Here is an 18,941-nt window from a genome sequence, read left to right as displayed (position 1 = left end):
ACCTCTTTCTAGCTTATGACTGAGCTGCAGCCAGTTTATCAACTGCAATTTTTATGCGTTTCAAAGATTCCTCTTTTCCGATAATATCCATAATCTCCGTAGCTCCTCCCGGCGTATTCTGCTTACCGGAAACAGCCGTTCTCACGGGCCACATAACATAACCGTTTTTGAAGCCCTTCTCCGTCACATAGTTCTTCAATGTTTCGAATAAGGCATCATTACTGTAATCCTCCTGCGCTTCAAAAAGCGGAAGTAAATCACGAAGTACTTCCAGTGAAGTCTGCGCATTTGTTTTCATCTTCTTATGTGTGTACATCTCAATATCGTATTCGGGCAGTTCTTCAAAAAAGTCTATCTGCCCCTTTATATCAGGGAATACCTCAATCCTTGTCTTTATAAGACCTGCAATCTTCTTTAAGTCATAATCTTTCGTAATAATTTCTTTAATGTAAGGCTCCGCCATTTCATAGAATGTGTCAAAGTCCATCATCTTTAAATACTCACCATTCATCCACTTCAGCTTCACCGTATCAAATACAGACGGAGACTTATTCATATGATGATAATCAAAAGCCTTTACCAAGTCCTCCAGTGAGAATATTTCTCTTGTATCTGCAGGACTCCATCCCAGCAGCGCTACAAAGTTTACAACTGCTTCTGAAACAAATCCCTGCTCAATCAAATCTTCATAAGAAGAGTGTCCGCAGCGTTTGCTTAATTTTTTATGGGTCTCATCTGTAATCAGCGGACAGTGCACATAAACCGGTACATCCCATCCAAATGCCTGATACAAACGGTTATATTTCGGTGCAGAGGACAAGTATTCATTTCCTCTGACTACATGTGTAATCTCCATCAGGTGGTCATCTATTACATTTGCAAAATTGTAAGTCGGATAACCATCAGACTTAATCAGAATCATGTCATCCAGTTCTTCATTGGGTACTGTGATGTCTCCATATATTTCATCATGGAAAGCAGTTGTCCCCTCATTAGGCACATTCAGACGGATTACCCATGGTTTTCCGGCTGCAAGATTGAACTCCACTTCTTCCTTTGAAAGTCCCAGACAGTGCTTATCATATACTATGATATCTGTGCCGCTTCCCTCTGACACTGTTGTTTTCAAGGATGCCAGTCTCTCCTTATCACAAAAACAATAGTAAGCATCCCCCTGCTCTACCAATTGCTTTGCATATTTAAGGTACAGTCCTGTAGTATTACGCTCGCTTTGCACATAAGGGCCATATCCGCCGTCTTTATCAGGGCCTTCATCATGAACCAGGCCTGTTTTCTCCAAAGTCCGGTATATAATATCCAAAGCACCTTCTACAAAGCGCTCCTGGTCTGTATCTTCTACACGGAGGATGAAATCCCCGTCCTCATGCTTTGCTATCAAATATGCGTACAGCGCAGTCCGCAAATTCCCCACATGCATCCTCCCCGTCGGGCTTGGTGCAAATCTTGTTCTTATTTTACTCATATTCTTCGTTCTCCACTTCTCATTCATTGGTCTATTGCCAAATTAATTATAAAACAAGTTTTACCATTCTTCAACAAACAAAAAGACCTTACGGCTTTTCTATCTTTTTTATGCGCACTTTAAACAGCGTATCCATAATAAAAATAGCCAACGCAATCACGCCTGCTATCTCCAGGGTTTGTATCAGATAATAACTGCTTTTAGCACTGTCATTTGCAATAATGTAATAGACAATCCGGTACATCCCCGCTCCCGGCACAGTGGGCAGAATTCCCGCAATCAGGAAAATCGTCACCGGGGCCTTAAATATTCTCGCAAATGTATGGGAAGTCAGTGCAATTGCAAGGGCTGAGAGAAAGGAGGCAAGAACCACATTCAATTCTCCTTCTATGCCAAGCAGATACACAAAACCTCCGATTGCCCCAGCTATCCCGGCATGAGGCAGATATTTTCCCGGTGTCTCCAAAAGTATGGCAAATCCGGCTACAGCTACAAAGGAGCCGACTACGCCAAAGAATAGTGTCACAGCAGACCACCTCCTATATAAAAGGCTCCTGTCAGGGCCATGCCGGCTCCCACTCCAAGGGCTACTGCTGCCGCTTTTAGAAACGCTTCCAAAATTCTTGCTCCGCCGGAAATGTAATCTCCGTGCAGAGTATCGCGAACTGCATTTGTTATGGCAACCCCGGGTACCAGCGGCATAATAGAACTTATAATCACAATATCGTTATCCAGAAACGGAAATAGCTGTTTTAAAAAGATTGCCGTTACAGCCACTCCCAGAGAAGACAGTGTATCCAGTATAAACCCATTAATTTGCAGCCTTTTTCCAACGGTTATAATCAATGCCAGGATCAGCCCCACTACCGCCGCTGCCAAAACTTCCATGCCACCCCCGCCAAACAGAGGGGCAAATCCGGCAGGAACCATCACGGTGGCCAGATTGTACACCCATACATGATACTGCTTCCCTCCGATGCCTTTTAATTCTTCATAGGCTTCTTCCGGTGATATTTCCCCGGCGCAGTAATTTCTGGATATTTCATTTACCAGCATAATCCGGTTCAGGTTTGTCCCCCTTTCCTGAACCCTCTTGATTACAGTAATCGGCTCCATATCCGGATTGCCGATTGTGGCAACGATTCCCGTCATCATTACACTGGCCTCAACCGTCTCCGCATTCGCTGTGCGCAGGATATGGTACATCGTATCCTCAACCCGGTGTGTCTCTGCTCCGCTGCGCAGCATCAATTCTCCTGCCATAACGGCCATATTCATCACAAGCTTATAGTCCATATCTCATTCCGCCCTTACCAGTTGTGCATATTACGCCATGTACCTGCAGATACCGTCACGTATAGCCTGTACAAATCCTTATGCCTTATTGAACATTAGTAGTTCAATAAGTATATATTTTAACACATTTTTAAAATATGTCTACTACTACCGTATTACAACGCCTGAGCCTGAAAGCATTTCTTCATATTGCTCCCTGTATTCGCGAGGAGCAAAAATTTGCAATGTAGTACCTTCAAATGCATTTTCTCCAAATTCAACAATACCACATTTTCTCATATCAAGTATTGCCAGCCCGGAACCTGCAAACGAATACTCTGCCAGCCTGGTCACAGAACCGGGAACTATATGGTTTCCAACTCTGCTTACTGGAAACGCAAGAATGGTTGTCATGCTGCTGTCGAACAATACTCCGTCCTCGCTAATATAGGCAGGGTTATCTGGACTTACCTCAATACATCCTAATTCTGTCAGTTGATTTAGCGCTCCTGTTTCAATATAAGTTATATTTGCCGGAATATGAAGTTCACAAATGCCTGCTCCCACCCCAACAAAAGCGCTGGCCAGGATTCCTGTACATTCTTCTGACGGAAGTTTCAAAATACCATTTTCATCCGTCAAACCAGCCTCTGGATTATAGCTGTAAATCATGCCGCCCTCATTTATAAGAAATCCTTCCGGCTGAACTATTGGTTCTTCCCCGCCAGTATTCTCTCCCGGCTCCTCTTCCTCTTTTACTCCGCCTGATCCCCCAGTATTATCCGGTGTTTCAGTTTCATTCGGTGTTTCGGTTTTATCCGGTGTTGTGGAAGGGTTTGGTACGGTGGGAGTCTCCGGCTTTGTCGGTGTTTCCGGTATTACCGATATTGGTGGTATTACCGGCACCTCTACTTTTGAATCATCTACTGGTATATCCATTATACTCTCATCCACAATATTATCTGCCACAGCGTTTTCCGCAGCAAAGGAAGTTGGCAGAGAATCTGCCTCCCCTTTGGACAGCTGTTTAATACTTTCTTCCGCGCTTTTCACAGAAGTCCTTACCTCGCTGATTTCTTTCACCAGTATATCCTTAATATCTTTTGTATGTATACCGGTACCAGGAAAAGTTTCTGCCTTTTGGGGACGGTTTTCAAATTCAGCTCTATATTTAGAATCCATCTCCATAAAATTTAATGCCGGAAGTTCATATACAGTTCCAATAATAAAAACTAATGAAAGTAACACACCTGCCATACGCAAACCACGTTTTCTAATTGATTGATTCCCAACAATCTTTCCACAATATTCCATAACCCTTCACCTGTATCTTTCCGCTTTCTTCCATAATACAACACCACATTCCTAAATTCTACATAAGAAAAAGGAATGCTGCTATACTTTGCAACATTCCTTTGCATTTTTTTTACTTTACCAGCTCCCACCGCCTCCGCCGCCGAAGCCTCCTCCTGAAAAACCGCCTCCTCCGGACATTCCTCCAAAGCCTCCGCTTCCTCCCGAACCAACGGTTTGCTCTGGTTTTGGCATACTCAGTGTGGACGCAGTCTTATCAAGTCCGCTTATCATTAAACGGTTAAACATATAATAGTCAAAAAATGTATAATTATGGTAAGGTGCATACCATTCAGGTGCAGGCAGCGAAAGACCTTTTAGTTTCTCAGCAAATACAGCAGAAAGGCCAAATACATAAGCATAAGGTATAATGTGATAAAACATGTTTGGATTTGTTTTGGCCAGTTCATTCATACGGTCCAGCTCTGCAGTCTGAATAAATTCCCTTAGTCCTGCAAGATGCCCCATCCACTTCACACACTGAGGAGTCCGTCTTTTCATAAATCCTGTCATGAAAATCAGTATCCCGGTCATGATAAGTACCGGTGCCAATACCCATATATAATTAAATATTTCTCCTTTAAACGCACGCATAGCATAGCTTCCTGCATATGCGGAAGTGGAGAAAATGCACATACCTAATGCAATTCCTGTTGTCAGCTTTCTGGATGTACTGGATTTAGAATACCATGTATCAATCCCTGCACAAAATACCAAAACTCCAGCTAGCAGAATAATCCATAATACCACTTGTATTCCCGCTCTGAGGGCACTTGTGGCAGAGTATAGTCCTGTTATGAGCATAAACCAGGCTAAAGGCAGTGTACAGCATAAGATTGCGGCTACCCTGGAAATCTTTGATTCTCTTGTATATATTAAATCGTACCCCTGATTTTTAAAAGAATTGCGGAGCTGCTTTTTTGCCATCTCCATCGTACCTGCAAACTGATACTGCAAATCACTGATTTTTCGTTCACTGGCTCCCTGAAACAGCTTATTGAATATATTAGACTGGTAGCTTGGTACATCATCCGGCAGATCCTTCAATTTATACAGGCAAAGCTCATGGTCTTTCCGTTCTTCAATCCGCAGATACCCTTTATCTGCCCAATATATAATCAGTGAAAGTAAATCTTTATCTTCCACGCTGCCGTCAATGATATACCCAACCGCAGCACTGTCCAGATTATCCGGCGGCTGATACTGAATAGAAGGAATAATCTGTTCGTCCCTGCCAAATTTCAGGAATAAAAAGAGAATCAGTAAACATATCAAAACCCCCGGCAGAAGCAGCATCCATGGAAGATATCCAAGATAGCCAGTACCTGTAAAATATCCATTCTCCATCGGAGCCCAAAATGTAATCCCTTCCCCCAGTTCCAAATCCTGCCGCAAAATCCCTGTCAGGGTATTTCCATTCCAGGACAGATCCAAAATATCTGATGTATCCTTAGTTTCTCCATATGTTCCATAATAAAGTTTCAGCCTGCTGTGCTCAAAGTCCTTAGGAAATGTAACCGTAAAACGGCTGCCCGCCGGAACCCGGTTCTGCCATTGAGGCGGAGTTACATTATAATAGGCAATATTGTATTCTTTTGACTGAAACTGCGGAGTAATCGTGTAAGAAAACTGATACTCCTGCCTGCCAGACTTGTACACACCCTCGCTACCCAGACGGCCAACCCAGTATCCTCTTTCAGCACTGACATGTAAAGGCTCCGTTGCCTTTTCGTCCGTGATTTTTGCATAATAAGGGATATCCGCGGTTCCTTTATACGGGATATAACGGTAGATTCCCTGTCTGGGTTCCAAAAAATTCACTCCTATATTCTCTGTAATTTCATAGGACTGATTCTCATTTATTACGATATCCGTATTAAAATATTCTGTGCGCATTGCCCAGTCTTCTGTAAGACTGTTTTCTGAGACAGTGACCCCTTCCAGCGCGCCGAAACCAAACACCAAAAACAGCCATATACTGGCCCATAAAATCATTGATGCAGATCTGACGCCGAATTTCTTCATACTGATATCCTCCCTTGCTTTAGAAAGCCACTTTCACATTTTCCCTCTGTTCCGTCTCTGCCACTTCATACAGCGGCTTTCTCTTAAATCCGAAAATGCCTGCAAGGATATTGCCCGGGAACATTTCCACTTTTGTGTTGAAACGGTTCACCACACCATTATAATATCTTCGGGATCCGGCTATTTCTTCCTCAATCCGCTGTAACTGGTCCTGAAGCTGCAGAAAATTCTGGTTTGCTTTCAAATCCGGATAGGCCTCAGAGAGTGCAAATAAAGACTTCAAAGTACCGCTTAAAATATTATCATTAGCAATTCTTTCTTCTGCTGTGGATGCATTCATAGCTGCATTTCTTGCAGAAATAACTTTCTCCAAAGTCCCTGATTCATGCTTTGCATAGCCCTTAACAGTCTCTATATAGTTAGGAATCAGGTCATATCTCTTTTTCAGAGACACGTCCATTGCCGAAAATGCCTCTTCTGTCTTGTTTCTAAGCTTGATGAATCCATTGTAAGAGCCGGCAAACCAAATTACGATAATAACTACAATTGCAAGTATAATCCAAATTACCATAATACATCCTCCTTATCATAATTAATTCTCATTTTATAATACACGAATTACAGTTCAGCTGCAGTTAGAATCTATAGCTGAACTGTAATATTATTATACGTGAATTTCCGCTTTCATACCAAGCAATTCTTTATTTTTTTCTAATAGGGGATGAATCACGTTTTTCAGGTAAGCTTCCACCTGTTCTTTTGAGCGCCCTACATACTTTGCCGGATCCATTGTTTTCTCTAAATCCTCCAGACTCATGTTGAAGGCTTCATCCGCTGCAATCAATTCTAAAAGATTATTGTCCAGACCCTTTTCTTTTACATTCTTCCCTGCTTCCATAGACAACTCACGGATTTTCTCATGCAGCTCCTGCCTGTCTCCGCCTGCTTTAACAGCATCCATCATAATGTTCTCCGTAGCCATGAACGGCAATTCGGACATCAGGCGCTTTTCAATTACTTTAGGATATACCACAAGTCCGTCCACTACATTCAGGCACAAATCCAGGATACCGTCGATTGCCAGAAATCCTTCCGGAATACTCAGTCGCTTATTCGCAGAATCATCCAGGGTTCTCTCAAACCACTGTGCAGCGGATGTAATAGCCGGGTTCATGGCATCTGCCATCACGTAACGGGACAATGAGGCAATTCTCTCGCTTCTCATAGGGTTTCTCTTGTATGCCATGGCAGAAGAACCAATCTGTGACTTCTCAAAAGGTTCCTCTACTTCTTTCAAATGCTGGAGAAGACGAATATCATTGGAAAATTTATGGGCACTGGCTGCAATTCCCGCAAGTACATTCAGAACCCGGGTATCTATTTTTCTGGAGTAGGTCTGTCCGGACACAGGATAACAAGCCTCAAATCCCATTTTTTTAGCTATCATCGGATCAATTTTATTAATGGTCTCCTGATTTCCGTCAAACAGTTCCAGAAAACTTGCCTGGGTTCCTGTAGTCCCTTTGGAGCCCAAAAGCTTTAAGCTGCCCAGAACATATTCCAGATCTTCCAGGTCTATTTCAAATTCCTGCATCCAGAGAGTGGCTCTTTTACCTACTGTAGTAGGCTGTGCCGGCTGAAAGTGAGTAAATCCCAATGTAGGCTGTGCTTTATACTCATCCGCAAACTTCGCCAGCTCCGCAAGCACATTAACAAGTTTTATTTTTACCAGCTTCAGGGCTTCCGCCATTACGATGATATCCGTGTTGTCTCCTACATAACATGATGTCGCACCCAAGTGGATGATTCCCTTTGCCTTAGGGCACTGTACACCATAAGCATACACATGAGACATTACGTCATGGCGCACGACCTTCTCTCTCTCCTTTGCCACATCATAATTAATATCTTCCGCGTGAGCTTTCAGCTCTTCAATTTGCTCCTCTGTAATATTCAGGCCAAGTTCCTTCTCCGTTTCTGCAAGAGCAATCCAAAGCCTTCTCCATGTCCTGAACTTTTTATCCGGTGAAAAAATATACTGCATCTCTTTGCTCGCGTAACGCTCGGAAAGAGGGCTGACATAACAATCCTTACTCATAACTATTATCTCCTATTCATCTAAAAATGCTCTACTTAGCGGTATCATCCCGCCACTAGATTCGAAAATACCTCATCAAGTGTCGGGATGTGGTTCGCACTAAGCTCGAAAACACCTCGCTAAGTGCTCTACTCAAATGCATGGCTGATATCCTCGCCGGGTACGGGCATGGGGTATTTTCCTGTAAAGCATGCATCACAGAAGCTCAAATCTCCAACCATATCTTTTAACTTTTCCACTTCCATATACCCAAGTGTATCCGCACCTATCATTTGCCGTATCTGCTCTGTCGTATGGGAATGTGCTATTAGTTGTTCATTGGATGGCACATCTGTCCCAAAATAACAGGGGTATAAAAACGGCGGGGAACTGATTCTGACATGTACTTCGGTGGCACCTGCCTTTTTCAGCATTTTAATAATATTTTCGCAGGTTGTCCCACGCACAATGGAATCGTCCACCATGACAATACGCTTCCCTTTTACGACCTCCGAAATCACATTCAGTTTAATCTTAACACTGGATTCCCTGTCACTTTGCTTTGGCTTTATAAATGTTCTGCCTACATAGCTATTTTTATGGAAAGCCATTCCATAGGGAATGCCTGATTGTTCAGAGTATCCCTTGGCAGCTACAAGCCCTGAGTCCGGCACCCCAACCACAAGGTCAGCCTCCACCGGATAGGATTCAGCCAGCGCCTTGCCTGCTGTAATTCTGGAATGATACACATTCACGCCGTCAATGGTACTGTCTGTACGGGCAAAGTAAATATATTCAAAAATGCACCTTGCCTGCTGCTCTCCCGGAATCGCCATGCTCATGTCCGAATCTATCCCATGTTTTGTAAAGCTTACAACCTCTCCCGGAAGCACATCCCGCACAAACTCGGCTCCTACTGCCGCTATGGCACAACTCTCAGAAGCAAGAAAGTATACATGACCCTGTTTCCCTATACAGAGAGGCTTTAGTCCTAAAGGATCTCTTGCTCCAATCAGCTTCCGGGGACTGCTCACAACAAGAGCATATGCCCCTTTGATTTTCTTCATCGCATTTTTTACTGCGTCTTCTGCTTTTGAAACATTCAGCCTCTCTCTGGCTATATGGTATGCAATTACTTCTGAATCAATCGTCGTCTGAAAGATAGCACCTGTATACTCCAGTTCCCGTCTCAGCGGGATGGCGTTGACAAGATTACCATTATGAGCAATCGCAAGTGTCCCTTTTACATAATTGATGACAAGGGGCTGAGCATTCTCTACCCGGGTTCCCCCCGCCGTAGAGTAGCGCACATGTCCGACTCCCAGATTTCCCTTTAATTCTTCCAGTGACTCCTCATCAAACACATCGTCCACATGACCCAGGCCTTTTTTCGATGAAATCTTTCGCTTTCCATATGTGTCCGTCACTGCAATGCCGCAGCTTTCCTGTCCTCTGTGCTGCAGGGCAAAAAGGCCATAATATATGGATGGCGCCACATCGCCGCCATCCATATCATATGCGCCAAAAACCCCGCATTCTTCTCCCATGCCTGTAGTAACCTTTTCCAATCTGCTCATGAATACACTCCTGACTATTGAATGCCGATACGTTTAAATACTTCCTGGTATGCATCCTCTACATTACCCATGTCTCTTCGGAAACGGTCTTTGTCCAATTTTTCATGTGTTTCCTTATCCCATAGCCTGCATGTATCTGGTGAAATCTCATCAGCCAGGATAATATCCCCGTGGAATCTTCCATATTCGATTTTAAAATCAATCAATTCGATTCCTGCTTCATCAAAAAACTTTCTCAGAACATCATTTACTTTAAATGTATATTCTGTAATTTTTTCAATCTCTTCCCTTGTAGCAGCTCCGATTGCGATAGCAAAATAATCGTTAATCATCGGATCGCCCAAATCATCATCTTTATAACTGAACTCTAAAGTCGGTGCTAACAGCTTTCTTCCTTCTTCAATCCCAAGCTTTTTTGAAAAACTTCCTGCAGCCACATTACGCACAATAACTTCCAGCGGAACAATTTCTACTTTTTTTACTGCCGTTTCCCTATCGCTGAGTTCTTCTACATAATGTGTCGGTACACCTTCTTTTTCCAGTATCTGAAAGATATAGTTGGTCATACGGTTATTAACTACACCTTTTCCAACAATTGTTCCCTTTTTCTCACCATTAAATGCAGTGGCATCATCTTTATAGTCTACAATTACAATATCCGAATCCTCTGTAGCAAATACCTTTTTGGCTTTTCCCTCGTAAAGCTGCTCCAATTTTTTCATACGTTCACACCTGTCCTTTTCGTATACTTCCTTGTAATTTCACATCAACTATGCTTATGCATCTTAGGCTTGGCCTTTTCAAGCCTTAGCTGCAAAGTACATCCTGTCAACTTGCTTATACTACTTAGTGAAACATTGAACACTTGGTGAGGTCTTTTCGAACTTAGTGTGAAAGTTCACCAGTGATGTGTCCTTTAGAACTTAGCAGCATGGTTGTTTCCTTAGTGACATGGATGTTTCCATAAAGATTATAATACAAGGCAGGGGGAAAATCAATATACCCACTGCCTTGTAAGGATTTACGCTCATTATTTATTTACGCTGCAACATATAAGTTTTTCTTATATATCACGCTTGATTTATCATTGTTCCTGGGACAACTTTCCGAGAAACTCCTTCATCCGGGTATTATCGGAACCAAAAACCTCTTCCGGTGTCCCTTGCTCTGCAATTACACCCTTGTCCATAAATATGATATGGTCAGCCACATGCTTTGCAAAATTCATCTCGTGAGTCACAATTACCATAGTCATGTTCTCTGATGCCAAATCTTTGATAACCTTTAAAATTTCTCCTGTCAATTCCGGGTCCAAAGCCGATGTAGGCTCATCAAAAAAGAGAATCTGAGGATTCATCGCTAGCGCCCTCGCAATAGACACTCTCTGCTGCTGGCCTCCTGAAAGCTGATAGGGATATGCATTCTCCTTATCCTCCAGGCCCATCTTCTTCAAAAGTGCCCGAGCCTCTTTTAATACCTCCTCTTTTCCCCGTTTCTGCACTTTGAGGGGTGCATCTGTAATATTCTTCATCACAGAAAAATGTGGGAAAAGATTGAAATTCTGGAACACCAGACCGAACCTTCCTTTATAGTGAATCTCCCCGCCATCCGGTACCTCAAGATCTGTAGCACAGCGGAGCAGTGTCGACTTTCCTGAACCAGACGGCCCGATAATCGCCAGAACCTCTCCTTCATTCACTTTCAGAGAAATGTCCTTCAGAACTTCCACGCCATCAAAGCTTTTTTTGATATGATTTATTTCCAGTAAACTCATGACATTTCCTCCTACTTGTAATAGTTCAATTTCTTTTCCAGCGATTCCATAACTACAGCTACAACTAGATTAAATATGTAGTAGAATATTCCGGCTGCCATTAAAGGAATAATTGATGTCTGTGCAGACGCAATCTGTTTCGCTGTGGTAAACATCTCCGCATAAGCGATGGCAAATGCCAGAGATGTATCTTTGACAAGGGTAATTACTTCATTTGTCACAGAGGGCAGAATTCTTTTTATAACCTGTGGGAAAATAATGCGAAAGAACGTCTGGCCTTTGCTGTATCCCAGAAGCCCGGCTGCCTCATACTGCCCCACCGGCATAGATTCAATGCCGCCCCGGTAAATTTCCGCAAAATATGCGGCATAATTAATTGCAAATGCAATCAGTACCGCACCGAGTCTGTAGGAAGCAGAAATCTGAATTTTAAATATGTAATACGGCCCGAAATAAACCACCATTAATTGCAGCATCAGAGGGGTTCCCCGCATAATAGAGATATATACTTTCGCTATCCACTGAATAATCTTTATTTTTGACATTCTTCCGAATGCAACGAGCAATCCTAGTGGCAGTGAAAACAAAAGTGTAGCAAAAAATATCCCTATTGTTCCTATCATGCCTCCTGATAATTGGCTTATCATTGCCATAACACTTATCTTCATCCTTCTAATCCTCCGGGTTTTATAAAAGGCCAGATAAGAATTCTGACCTTTTACGTTCTTACTTTTTAGCTTTTATTTGCCTAAGACTACGGCATCCTCAACGCCCCACTTTTCAGCGATCGTCATAAATGTACCGTCTTTTGCCATCTCATCCAGTGTCTTCTGTACCTGATCTTTCAGCTTCTCATTACCTTTTTTGAAACCAACACCGTACTGCTCTGATGAAATCGTCTCATCTAAGATAATATATCCGCCGCCTCTGGATTCTATCTGATACTTCGCAACACCTACATCCATTGCAACCGCTTCCGCCGCACCTGCTTCCAAATCCATGAATGCCGTATTATATTCCGGTACCTGGGTCAGGGAAGCAAATGTTCCTGCCAGATCCTTCTGGTCCTCCTCCAGGGCCTTCAGTGCTGAGGAGTCTGCCTGTACTTCCACAATCTTGCCTGCAAGGTCTTCTAAAGTTTTAATCCCTGAGTTTTCAGCAACTACTACTACCTGACTGTTGTCCACATAAGGCTCTGACCAGGTATAGTCCTCTTCCCGTCCATTTATGGTAAAGCCGTTCCAGATACAGTCAATGGTTCCTGAGTTCAGCTCCATATCCTTTGCATCCCAGTCAATCGGCTGCTTTTCCAGTTTCCATCCATTTCTGTCACAAACTTCCTGCGCCAGATCTAAATCAAAACCTACATATTCCCCGTCTTCATCCTTGTATCCATATGGAGGAAAGCCTGCATCAAACCCTACTGTAAAGGTATCTCCGTCACTCTTTTCCTCATTGGTTACGTCCGCCTTTGTATCAGCCTTTGCGGAGCTGTCCGCAGACACATCTTCACTCTTGTTTCCACATCCTGCCATCCCCGCCGTCAGCACAAGTACAACTGCCAATGCCGCCGCTAATTTTCTCTTCATAAATACCATGTCCTCCTCGCCGTAATACTTTCCTCTTTTACTAATTGATTACTTTACTACGTTAAAACACTTAGACATAGTATCACTTTTCCGCTTGAATGTCAAATATGGCTTCTTCTATACTGCTGTTTCCATTTCTCCAGTAATAGGGAACTTGGTTCCATCTGTAAATGTTTCTTGATTTCTTCCATTTCCTGCCGCATCTGGGTATTGACCTCTGCATAATCGTCATACTTCGTCAATAAAATATGGTACTCCTCCAAAGACATATATTTATAAGAAGCATAGAGATACGGCTTCAGCAGTTCTTTATCCTCACAAATCTGATAAGCCCTGTCATACATCCGTGCCGACTCTTGATATAAAAAGAGTCTTCCATAGGCTGCGCCCAATCCTGCATAAATTTTCCCATAAAACCTGGGATCCACACTGTCATCTGCTTCCTCATTGAGGATTGCCTGGTATACAAGAATTGCTTCCTCAATCTCACCGCTCTCCAGCAGGTTATCTCCCTTGAACTTCTGACGCTCAATATCCTTCTGGTTCTTCAGACGTTCCAGCACATTTTGAATCCGTATCATCTCCGGCTCTCTGAATATCCTGGAACTTTTCAGAATCGTTAAAACAAATTTCTCCACCGAGCCCCGCATCCGGATAACATCTCTCAAATTCTTGGCCAGCTCCGGCATCCCAATCTCCTCTTCCAGCCAGGTACAGAGCTGCTCGTTCATAATTGTGTAATCAACCAGGTAGAGATTATTGCACAGATAGTAACATAATTCTTCAATTGTAAATATCTTGCAGTGAATCCTCGTAATTTCATAAGGATGCGTCGCATGTCTGTCATGACAGAGAATTAAACTTCCCATCGTTGCCTCCTAAATGTATAATCTTCTCCTCCTGAAAATCAGTAGGCAGGAAAAACTCCCCAAACCCTACATCTCTCACTGTAATCTTACACGTCTTTTCATCCAAAAACAGGGTCTCAATCTGAAGCCGCATGGAATATTCCCCTCTTTTCGGGAAGTTTTTTAGAGAAATCACTTCAGTCTTCAGTGTTCCCTGAACCAGTGACTCCACATGCAGTTCGATATCCTCCACATCCTCCAGCAGTACTTCCCACTGATTATTTGACTCATACCAATGCGCTCCCCAGGAGACAATTGGATACCACATTTCCTGTCCGTCCACCCGCATATTAACCGTAATCTGGTCTGTCAGTTTCATTTCCGACAGGTATACCGGGTCTTCAATGTGCATGAACATCTTCCTGTACGCCGTATAGCAGGCACCCTTACTATAAAGATTATTTCCAATAAATGCCCTTCTGCCGTTACATAATACTCTGAGGGATGTAGGATACCAGTTATTTTCAAACCCTTCTCCCGTCAGAAAAACAGAAGAAACAATCCGCTTATCGAATACACCCTCAATGAATTTACAGAACCTGGTGTCTGCTTCTCTGGCCTTATCCTCATTTAAAACCGGATACACAGCAGCCAGCTCCTTCATATGGGCACTTGCCACCTCATCCACCGTAACAAAGGTCGTCTTGCCGCCTCCCAGTCCGGGCTTCAGCCGGCGAAGCATAAATGCTTTGATTTCATTTCTGTCGCAGCAAAACAAAGCTGCTTCATACTGCCACAGCTCTTTAGGCTGGTAAAACAGATAATTACAAAAACTTTCCTTGTAATCCTGGATAAAAATATGTCTCTTATCAATATTCATCCGTACCGCAATGCCCCGCAGAAGCTGAGCCAGTTCCTCGGTCAGCTCCGGAACACTGAATACAATCCCTTCTATCTGCGGAAAAGACTGAAGTGACATCTGAATAAACTTAGAAAGCAGCCATACAGCTTCATAAGTCTCTTCCCCGAATTCAATCTTCTCCCCCGCCAGGCTTTTATCCAGTAGCCGGGTTACCGTAAAGCCTTCCTTAATGGTAACCAGACGCTTTGCCTCTTTCCCATAAGCCCAGGTGTCCCTCAGCTTGCCAATAATCAGAGGAATCTGATAATTGTCCGAGTCCACTTCAAGGGTTTCCGGCTCAAGCTGCTGTTCATTATAAAAGCTGATCTGGCAGGTCTTATCATTTATTTCATATCCAATTATGTTGCCTTGTCCCATTACAGGTCTCCTTCTCTATTTCCGTAATAAGGAAGTTCTTTTCGCTAGGCTCGTAAAGACCTCACCAAGTGTTCAATGTTTCGCTAATCACTACCGGCCAAGGAAGTTCTTTTCGCTAAGCTCGTGAAAAACCTCGCCAATCTCAAAGAACGACCTGCGTGCTAAGCTCGAAAACACACACCGCAAGGGTGAACTTTCTCACTAGGCTCGTGAAAAACCTCGCCAAGTGTTCAATGTTTCGCTAATCACTATCGGTCTCGCTTAATATTGTTCAAACATATGTGCTGCGATTGCGTCTTCTGCTGCATAGGTCTTCATCTTTGCCTCTTTTTCTTTGCCATCACTCAGAAGGATATCATTCAGACACCCATACCTGCCGGATTCTCCAACTTTTACTTCTTTTACACAAGTTTCCTTATTGCTCCGGTATGTATTTCCGTCAATGATTTCCTTAAAATAATACTTTAACTTTTCATTGGCGAAAAGAACAAACTTTTTCACATACAGGTTTTCATACATTGGGGTCAGAACTTCCATTGAGTAGTCTACCTCCTCAGAATCACCTTTCTGAAGCTGATAATAAAGCATAACACGGCTGCCTTTCTGACCTTTATACTCTATCAGTGTCTTATCCCAGAGCTGGAGTTCTATGAGCCATTCCTTCTCATAAGCAAGGAAAAACGGAAAATAGATTTGTTTTCCGCTAAGCTCCTGCAAAAACTTCTTCAGCGTCTTGCGTATCATAGAATTATATTCACGGTTAGAATAATACTTCAATACCGCAATCTTGCAGATATCAATCGTATCTTCTCCCTTTTCATATTCCCTGCATATGATATCAATAATGCTCTTGCCGATCTTCCTGTCTTCCACTACATAACCTCTGGACATATAAGCCAGATATGCCTGCTGAAGTCTGAAGTATGCACCTTCCGCATAATACTCTTCGAATATCTGTACCTCTGCAAATAACTCTTCTGAGAACAGCATTTGTGTCAAAATCCGCTCTGCCAGCTTATGGGTATGTACTTCATATTCTTTTGCCTCTCTCCAAAGCCTCTTCATATCCACAGTTGCACCGCAGTAATAGTTGGCGAGATAGGTCAAAATCACTTTGTCATAATGTCCCTTTTTAAACAATTCGAAGCAGATATAAGTCAGGAAGTCATCATTCTCATAGTTATTTTCCCGAATGGTTCTGCTGCAAAGACTGAATAACTCTTCCTCCGCGTAGCCTTCAACACCCTTTTCTCTGACAACTTCCAGATTCAGAGTCTCCTCCTCTTCTTTCTGCCAGTTCATGCGCATACTGTTCAGATACTTTTTACACATATCCATATAACGGAGTTCATAAAACAGGCGCCGGCTCTCATAAGGTATGGAATCTGTATAGTGTCTTCCATCCTTTGACTCCCATACAAGTCTGTCGGTCTTTGCATACAGGAAAACCTGGGCTCCTTTCTCTGTATAAGGTACCCTCTGTGCAATATTTCCGTCATCTGCTATAACATAAATAAACTTCATATTTGGTATTTTAGTTGTAATTTCGTAAGCATGGCAGATGTCAAACAGGGCTTTGATACGCTCCGTATTCATGGCACCTTCCACGATAAAACGTTTATAAATAATGCGGAGCCGCTCATCAACATGACGTCTTTCCAGCTGATTCCATGCAAACGCCTCCATCTCATCCCTGTAATGGGCATAGATTTCACTGGATTCATCTTCATGGGTAATCAAATTTGAATACAGCAGCGCACATTTCCTGTAGTCCAGCATGTTTCCATGCATAAAATACAGATATACCGACCTTGGCAGCGCCTTATGGAAATGGTTTTCCTGAATAGACGCCATATAATATTCATATAACTGTGCAATCTTCTGCTCTGATTCCACAGCTTTCTCATACCATTTGAAATAACTGTGCCCTATACAATTCCCCTTAATCAGCAATGTGCAGATAGCAGTAAGAATCATATATTCCTCATACATCTTATAAGACAGCACCAGCGCCTCATAGAGGTGTTTATCAAATTTTTTCAGCTGGCTTGCCAGGTTTGCCGTATACAATGCCAGCTCTTTTGTCATAAGCTTATATTTTGCCGCAAAATGCAGCACCTGTACCTCAAATGCACCCAGTTTTTTTAAGGAAGAACTCTTATCGCGGAAACACTTGAAGGCTTCCATATAAAACCAGATACTGTGTGTTTTCTCCTCATAAAACTGACGCTCTAATGCACGCAGGCGCTCACTGTAAATTTTGTATTCTGAATCCACATTCACCAGCATACAAAGAATCATCCAGTTTTCCGGATGTTTCATGTAAGACTTGGACAGCTCCTCAGCCACTCGTCTTTGTCCGATGGAATCATTGCTCAGCAATGTGGTAAGATACAAATAGTAGGAACTCATTTCCACATTTTTGCCAATGGCAAACCGGTTATAATTGTAGGATTCCAGAACTAATTTGGCTTCCTCAAAGCGTTTGCCAATCAAATAAATATGGGCATGGACAAGCAAATACAATTCGTTTTTGTTGTCTCCGTCCCTCAGATGTTCAATCTTCTTTAGCGATTCATCCGTCCATGTATTCAGGTCAATCCGGCCTGCCTCATAGGTCAGATACCGTTTTATAATACTGGCAAACTCCATGTCCGAAGCACGGTATTCTTCGTCCCGCCTCACATCCTTCTCTACTACAATCTCATAAATAAGGGTTTCATAAGGCGTCTCAATTACAATCTGTCCAAAATTGCTTCCTTTGTGTAGATGTTCTGTTGTAATAATGTACTCTAACCGGTATGAATTTCCAATAAATTCCTCCGTAGAAATCTTAGGGTGCTCTACAGTCAGAAAATCCCCTACTGTACGTACATCAATAGAAAGATATCCCCACGTGTTCTTCTTCACCGTAAGAGTCTCTTTCCGTGCCTCCGGCACTTCCATAAAAGCACGGCTCTCCTCCTCCAGCGTCAGGAATATCTTTTCTTTCTGCTTGCAGCCCACCAGGAACTCCTCAAGTGCCTGCTGGTCCAGCTCCCATTTTCGCATATTATCATAAAGTGCCTGAATACGCTTGTCCTCGTATTTTAATATCTCATAGAAATCTCTGGAACGAAACAGCTTCTCAGCCTCCGCTGAATCACGGAAAGAAAGCTTCTTAAAATCTTCCAGGCTCTGCACTTTTCCATAACTTGTCATAACAAAGGGCTTTTCAATAATTGCCGTAAATGCAACGTCATACTCACCTCCGTTGCAGACAATCGTAAACTTGCCATGTTCCACGTGCCCGGGAACCAGCCCTGAGCCATCATATGTATAATAGATATTAACCGGGTTTCCATCAAAGCCCTGTTCCTCACAATGGACACGATAAGAAGAGGGATATACAAGCCCTCTGATTGTCCCCTCACCCTGATTCTGTAAGGAAAAACTTCCTTTATACATTTCCCCTTCTCCGACACGCATAATAATCCGCGTCTCCGGGAAAATAATCTCTGGCTGTGGAATGTGGAAATCTCCTTTGGAAAGACGTTTAATCTTATTCTTCAAGTTCGTCACCTACTCATGTTTCTTTCGTTGCATTTTTTTATAAGCACGCTATAATAGAAAATGAAAAATAAATTTTTCACTCTGACGTTTGTGATTCCCCTTTGCGGGC

15 protein-coding genes are annotated in these 18,941 nt (G+C 42.8%); all 15 read right to left on the bottom strand.

The window, feature by feature from the left end; translation table 11 throughout:
• Positions 1–13: 13 nt before the first annotated feature.
• On the bottom strand, positions 14–1,483 hold the full coding sequence (gene gltX, locus A8805_RS17300) for a glutamate--tRNA ligase (RefSeq protein ID WP_109713469.1): 1,470 nt from the start codon (positions 1,481–1,483) through the stop codon (positions 14–16).
• An 88-nt stretch (positions 1,484–1,571) separates the two neighbouring features.
• On the bottom strand, positions 1,572–2,009 hold the full coding sequence (locus tag A8805_RS17295; protein WP_109713467.1) for a threonine/serine exporter family protein: 438 nt from the start codon (positions 2,007–2,009) through the stop codon (positions 1,572–1,574).
• Positions 2,006–2,779, bottom strand: coding sequence for a threonine/serine exporter family protein (locus tag A8805_RS17290; protein WP_109713465.1), 774 nt, complete (start codon positions 2,777–2,779; stop codon positions 2,006–2,008). Before A8805_RS17290 ends, A8805_RS17295 begins: the two co-directional genes overlap by 4 nt.
• 147 nt (positions 2,780–2,926) lie before the next feature.
• Positions 2,927–4,072, bottom strand: a complete 1,146-nt coding sequence (locus A8805_RS17285) for a hypothetical protein (RefSeq protein WP_146199457.1) — start codon at positions 4,070–4,072, stop codon at positions 2,927–2,929.
• 117 nt (positions 4,073–4,189) lie between these two features.
• Positions 4,190–6,136 (bottom strand): DUF2207 domain-containing protein, encoded by a 1,947-nt coding sequence (locus tag A8805_RS17275; RefSeq protein ID WP_242992456.1) that lies wholly within the window; start codon positions 6,134–6,136, stop codon positions 4,190–4,192.
• Between the two features lie 19 nt (positions 6,137–6,155).
• Positions 6,156–6,707, bottom strand: coding sequence for a LemA family protein (locus tag A8805_RS17270; protein ID WP_181392891.1), 552 nt, complete (start codon positions 6,705–6,707; stop codon positions 6,156–6,158).
• 93 nt (positions 6,708–6,800) lie between these two features.
• Positions 6,801–8,234: an adenylosuccinate lyase gene (purB, locus tag A8805_RS17265; RefSeq protein WP_109713457.1), complete on the bottom strand. Its 1,434-nt coding sequence runs from the start codon at positions 8,232–8,234 to the stop codon at positions 6,801–6,803.
• Between the two features lie 128 nt (positions 8,235–8,362).
• On the bottom strand, positions 8,363–9,790 hold the full coding sequence (gene purF / locus A8805_RS17260) for an amidophosphoribosyltransferase (RefSeq protein ID WP_109713455.1): 1,428 nt from the start codon (positions 9,788–9,790) through the stop codon (positions 8,363–8,365).
• A gap of 14 nt (positions 9,791–9,804) precedes the next feature.
• A complete protein-coding gene (gene purC / locus A8805_RS17255; protein WP_109713453.1) occupies positions 9,805–10,512 on the bottom strand; it encodes a phosphoribosylaminoimidazolesuccinocarboxamide synthase in 708 nt (235 codons plus the stop codon).
• Positions 10,513–10,874: 362 nt separating this feature from the next.
• The gene (locus A8805_RS17250) at positions 10,875–11,564 is read right to left on the bottom strand and encodes an amino acid ABC transporter ATP-binding protein (protein WP_109713451.1); all 690 of its coding nucleotides are present in this window, start codon (positions 11,562–11,564) and stop codon (positions 10,875–10,877) included.
• An 11-nt stretch (positions 11,565–11,575) separates the two neighbouring features.
• A complete protein-coding gene (locus A8805_RS17245) occupies positions 11,576–12,232 on the bottom strand; it encodes an amino acid ABC transporter permease (RefSeq protein ID WP_109713449.1) in 657 nt (218 codons plus the stop codon).
• Between the two features lie 72 nt (positions 12,233–12,304).
• Positions 12,305–13,153 carry an amino acid ABC transporter substrate-binding protein gene (locus A8805_RS17240; protein WP_109713447.1) on the bottom strand — a complete coding sequence of 283 codons (849 nt, stop codon included), beginning with the start codon at positions 13,151–13,153 and terminating at the stop codon, positions 12,305–12,307.
• 101 nt (positions 13,154–13,254) lie between these two features.
• Entirely contained in the window at positions 13,255–14,022 is a 768-nt protein-coding gene (locus tag A8805_RS17235; RefSeq protein WP_109713445.1) for a hypothetical protein, read from the bottom strand.
• On the bottom strand, positions 13,997–15,280 hold the full coding sequence (locus A8805_RS17230; RefSeq protein ID WP_109713443.1) for a DUF5716 family protein: 1,284 nt from the start codon (positions 15,278–15,280) through the stop codon (positions 13,997–13,999). The genes A8805_RS17235 and A8805_RS17230 overlap by 26 nt, the downstream gene beginning before the upstream one ends.
• Positions 15,281–15,541: 261 nt before the next feature.
• Positions 15,542–18,832: a DUF5717 family protein gene (locus A8805_RS17225; protein WP_109713441.1), complete on the bottom strand. Its 3,291-nt coding sequence runs from the start codon at positions 18,830–18,832 to the stop codon at positions 15,542–15,544.
• Positions 18,833–18,941: the final 109 nt, after the last annotated feature.

It is taken from the genome of Faecalicatena contorta (assembly GCF_003149105.1).
Classification (GTDB): Bacteria; Bacillota; Clostridia; order Lachnospirales; family Lachnospiraceae; genus Muricomes; species Muricomes contortus_C.
This window is presented reverse-complemented; position numbering and strand designations above follow the sequence as displayed.

Bases quoted from the DNA above. Each gene is read 5' to 3' on its own strand.
- gltX (WP_109713469.1), bottom strand. From the start codon at position 1,483: ATGAGTAAAATAAGAACAAGATTTGCACCAAGCCCGACGGGGAGGATG.
- A8805_RS17290 (WP_109713465.1), bottom strand. From the start codon at position 2,779: ATGGACTATAAGCTTGTGATGAATATGGCCGTTATGGCAGGAGAATTG.
- A8805_RS17285 (WP_146199457.1), bottom strand. From the start codon at position 4,072: ATGGAATATTGTGGAAAGATTGTTGGGAATCAATCAATTAGAAAACGT.
- A8805_RS17275 (WP_242992456.1), bottom strand. From the start codon at position 6,136: ATGAAGAAATTCGGCGTCAGATCTGCATCAATGATTTTATGGGCCAGT.
- A8805_RS17270 (WP_181392891.1), bottom strand. From the start codon at position 6,707: ATGGTAATTTGGATTATACTTGCAATTGTAGTTATTATCGTAATTTGG.
- purB (WP_109713457.1), bottom strand. From the start codon at position 8,234: ATGAGTAAGGATTGTTATGTCAGCCCTCTTTCCGAGCGTTACGCGAGC.
- purF (WP_109713455.1), bottom strand. From the start codon at position 9,790: ATGAGCAGATTGGAAAAGGTTACTACAGGCATGGGAGAAGAATGCGGG.
- purC (WP_109713453.1), bottom strand. From the start codon at position 10,512: ATGAAAAAATTGGAGCAGCTTTACGAGGGAAAAGCCAAAAAGGTATTT.
- A8805_RS17250 (WP_109713451.1), bottom strand. From the start codon at position 11,564: ATGAGTTTACTGGAAATAAATCATATCAAAAAAAGCTTTGATGGCGTG.
- A8805_RS17245 (WP_109713449.1), bottom strand. From the start codon at position 12,232: ATGAAGATAAGTGTTATGGCAATGATAAGCCAATTATCAGGAGGCATG.
- A8805_RS17240 (WP_109713447.1), bottom strand. From the start codon at position 13,153: ATGAAGAGAAAATTAGCGGCGGCATTGGCAGTTGTACTTGTGCTGACG.
- A8805_RS17235 (WP_109713445.1), bottom strand. From the start codon at position 14,022: ATGGGAAGTTTAATTCTCTGTCATGACAGACATGCGACGCATCCTTAT.
- A8805_RS17230 (WP_109713443.1), bottom strand. From the start codon at position 15,280: ATGGGACAAGGCAACATAATTGGATATGAAATAAATGATAAGACCTGC.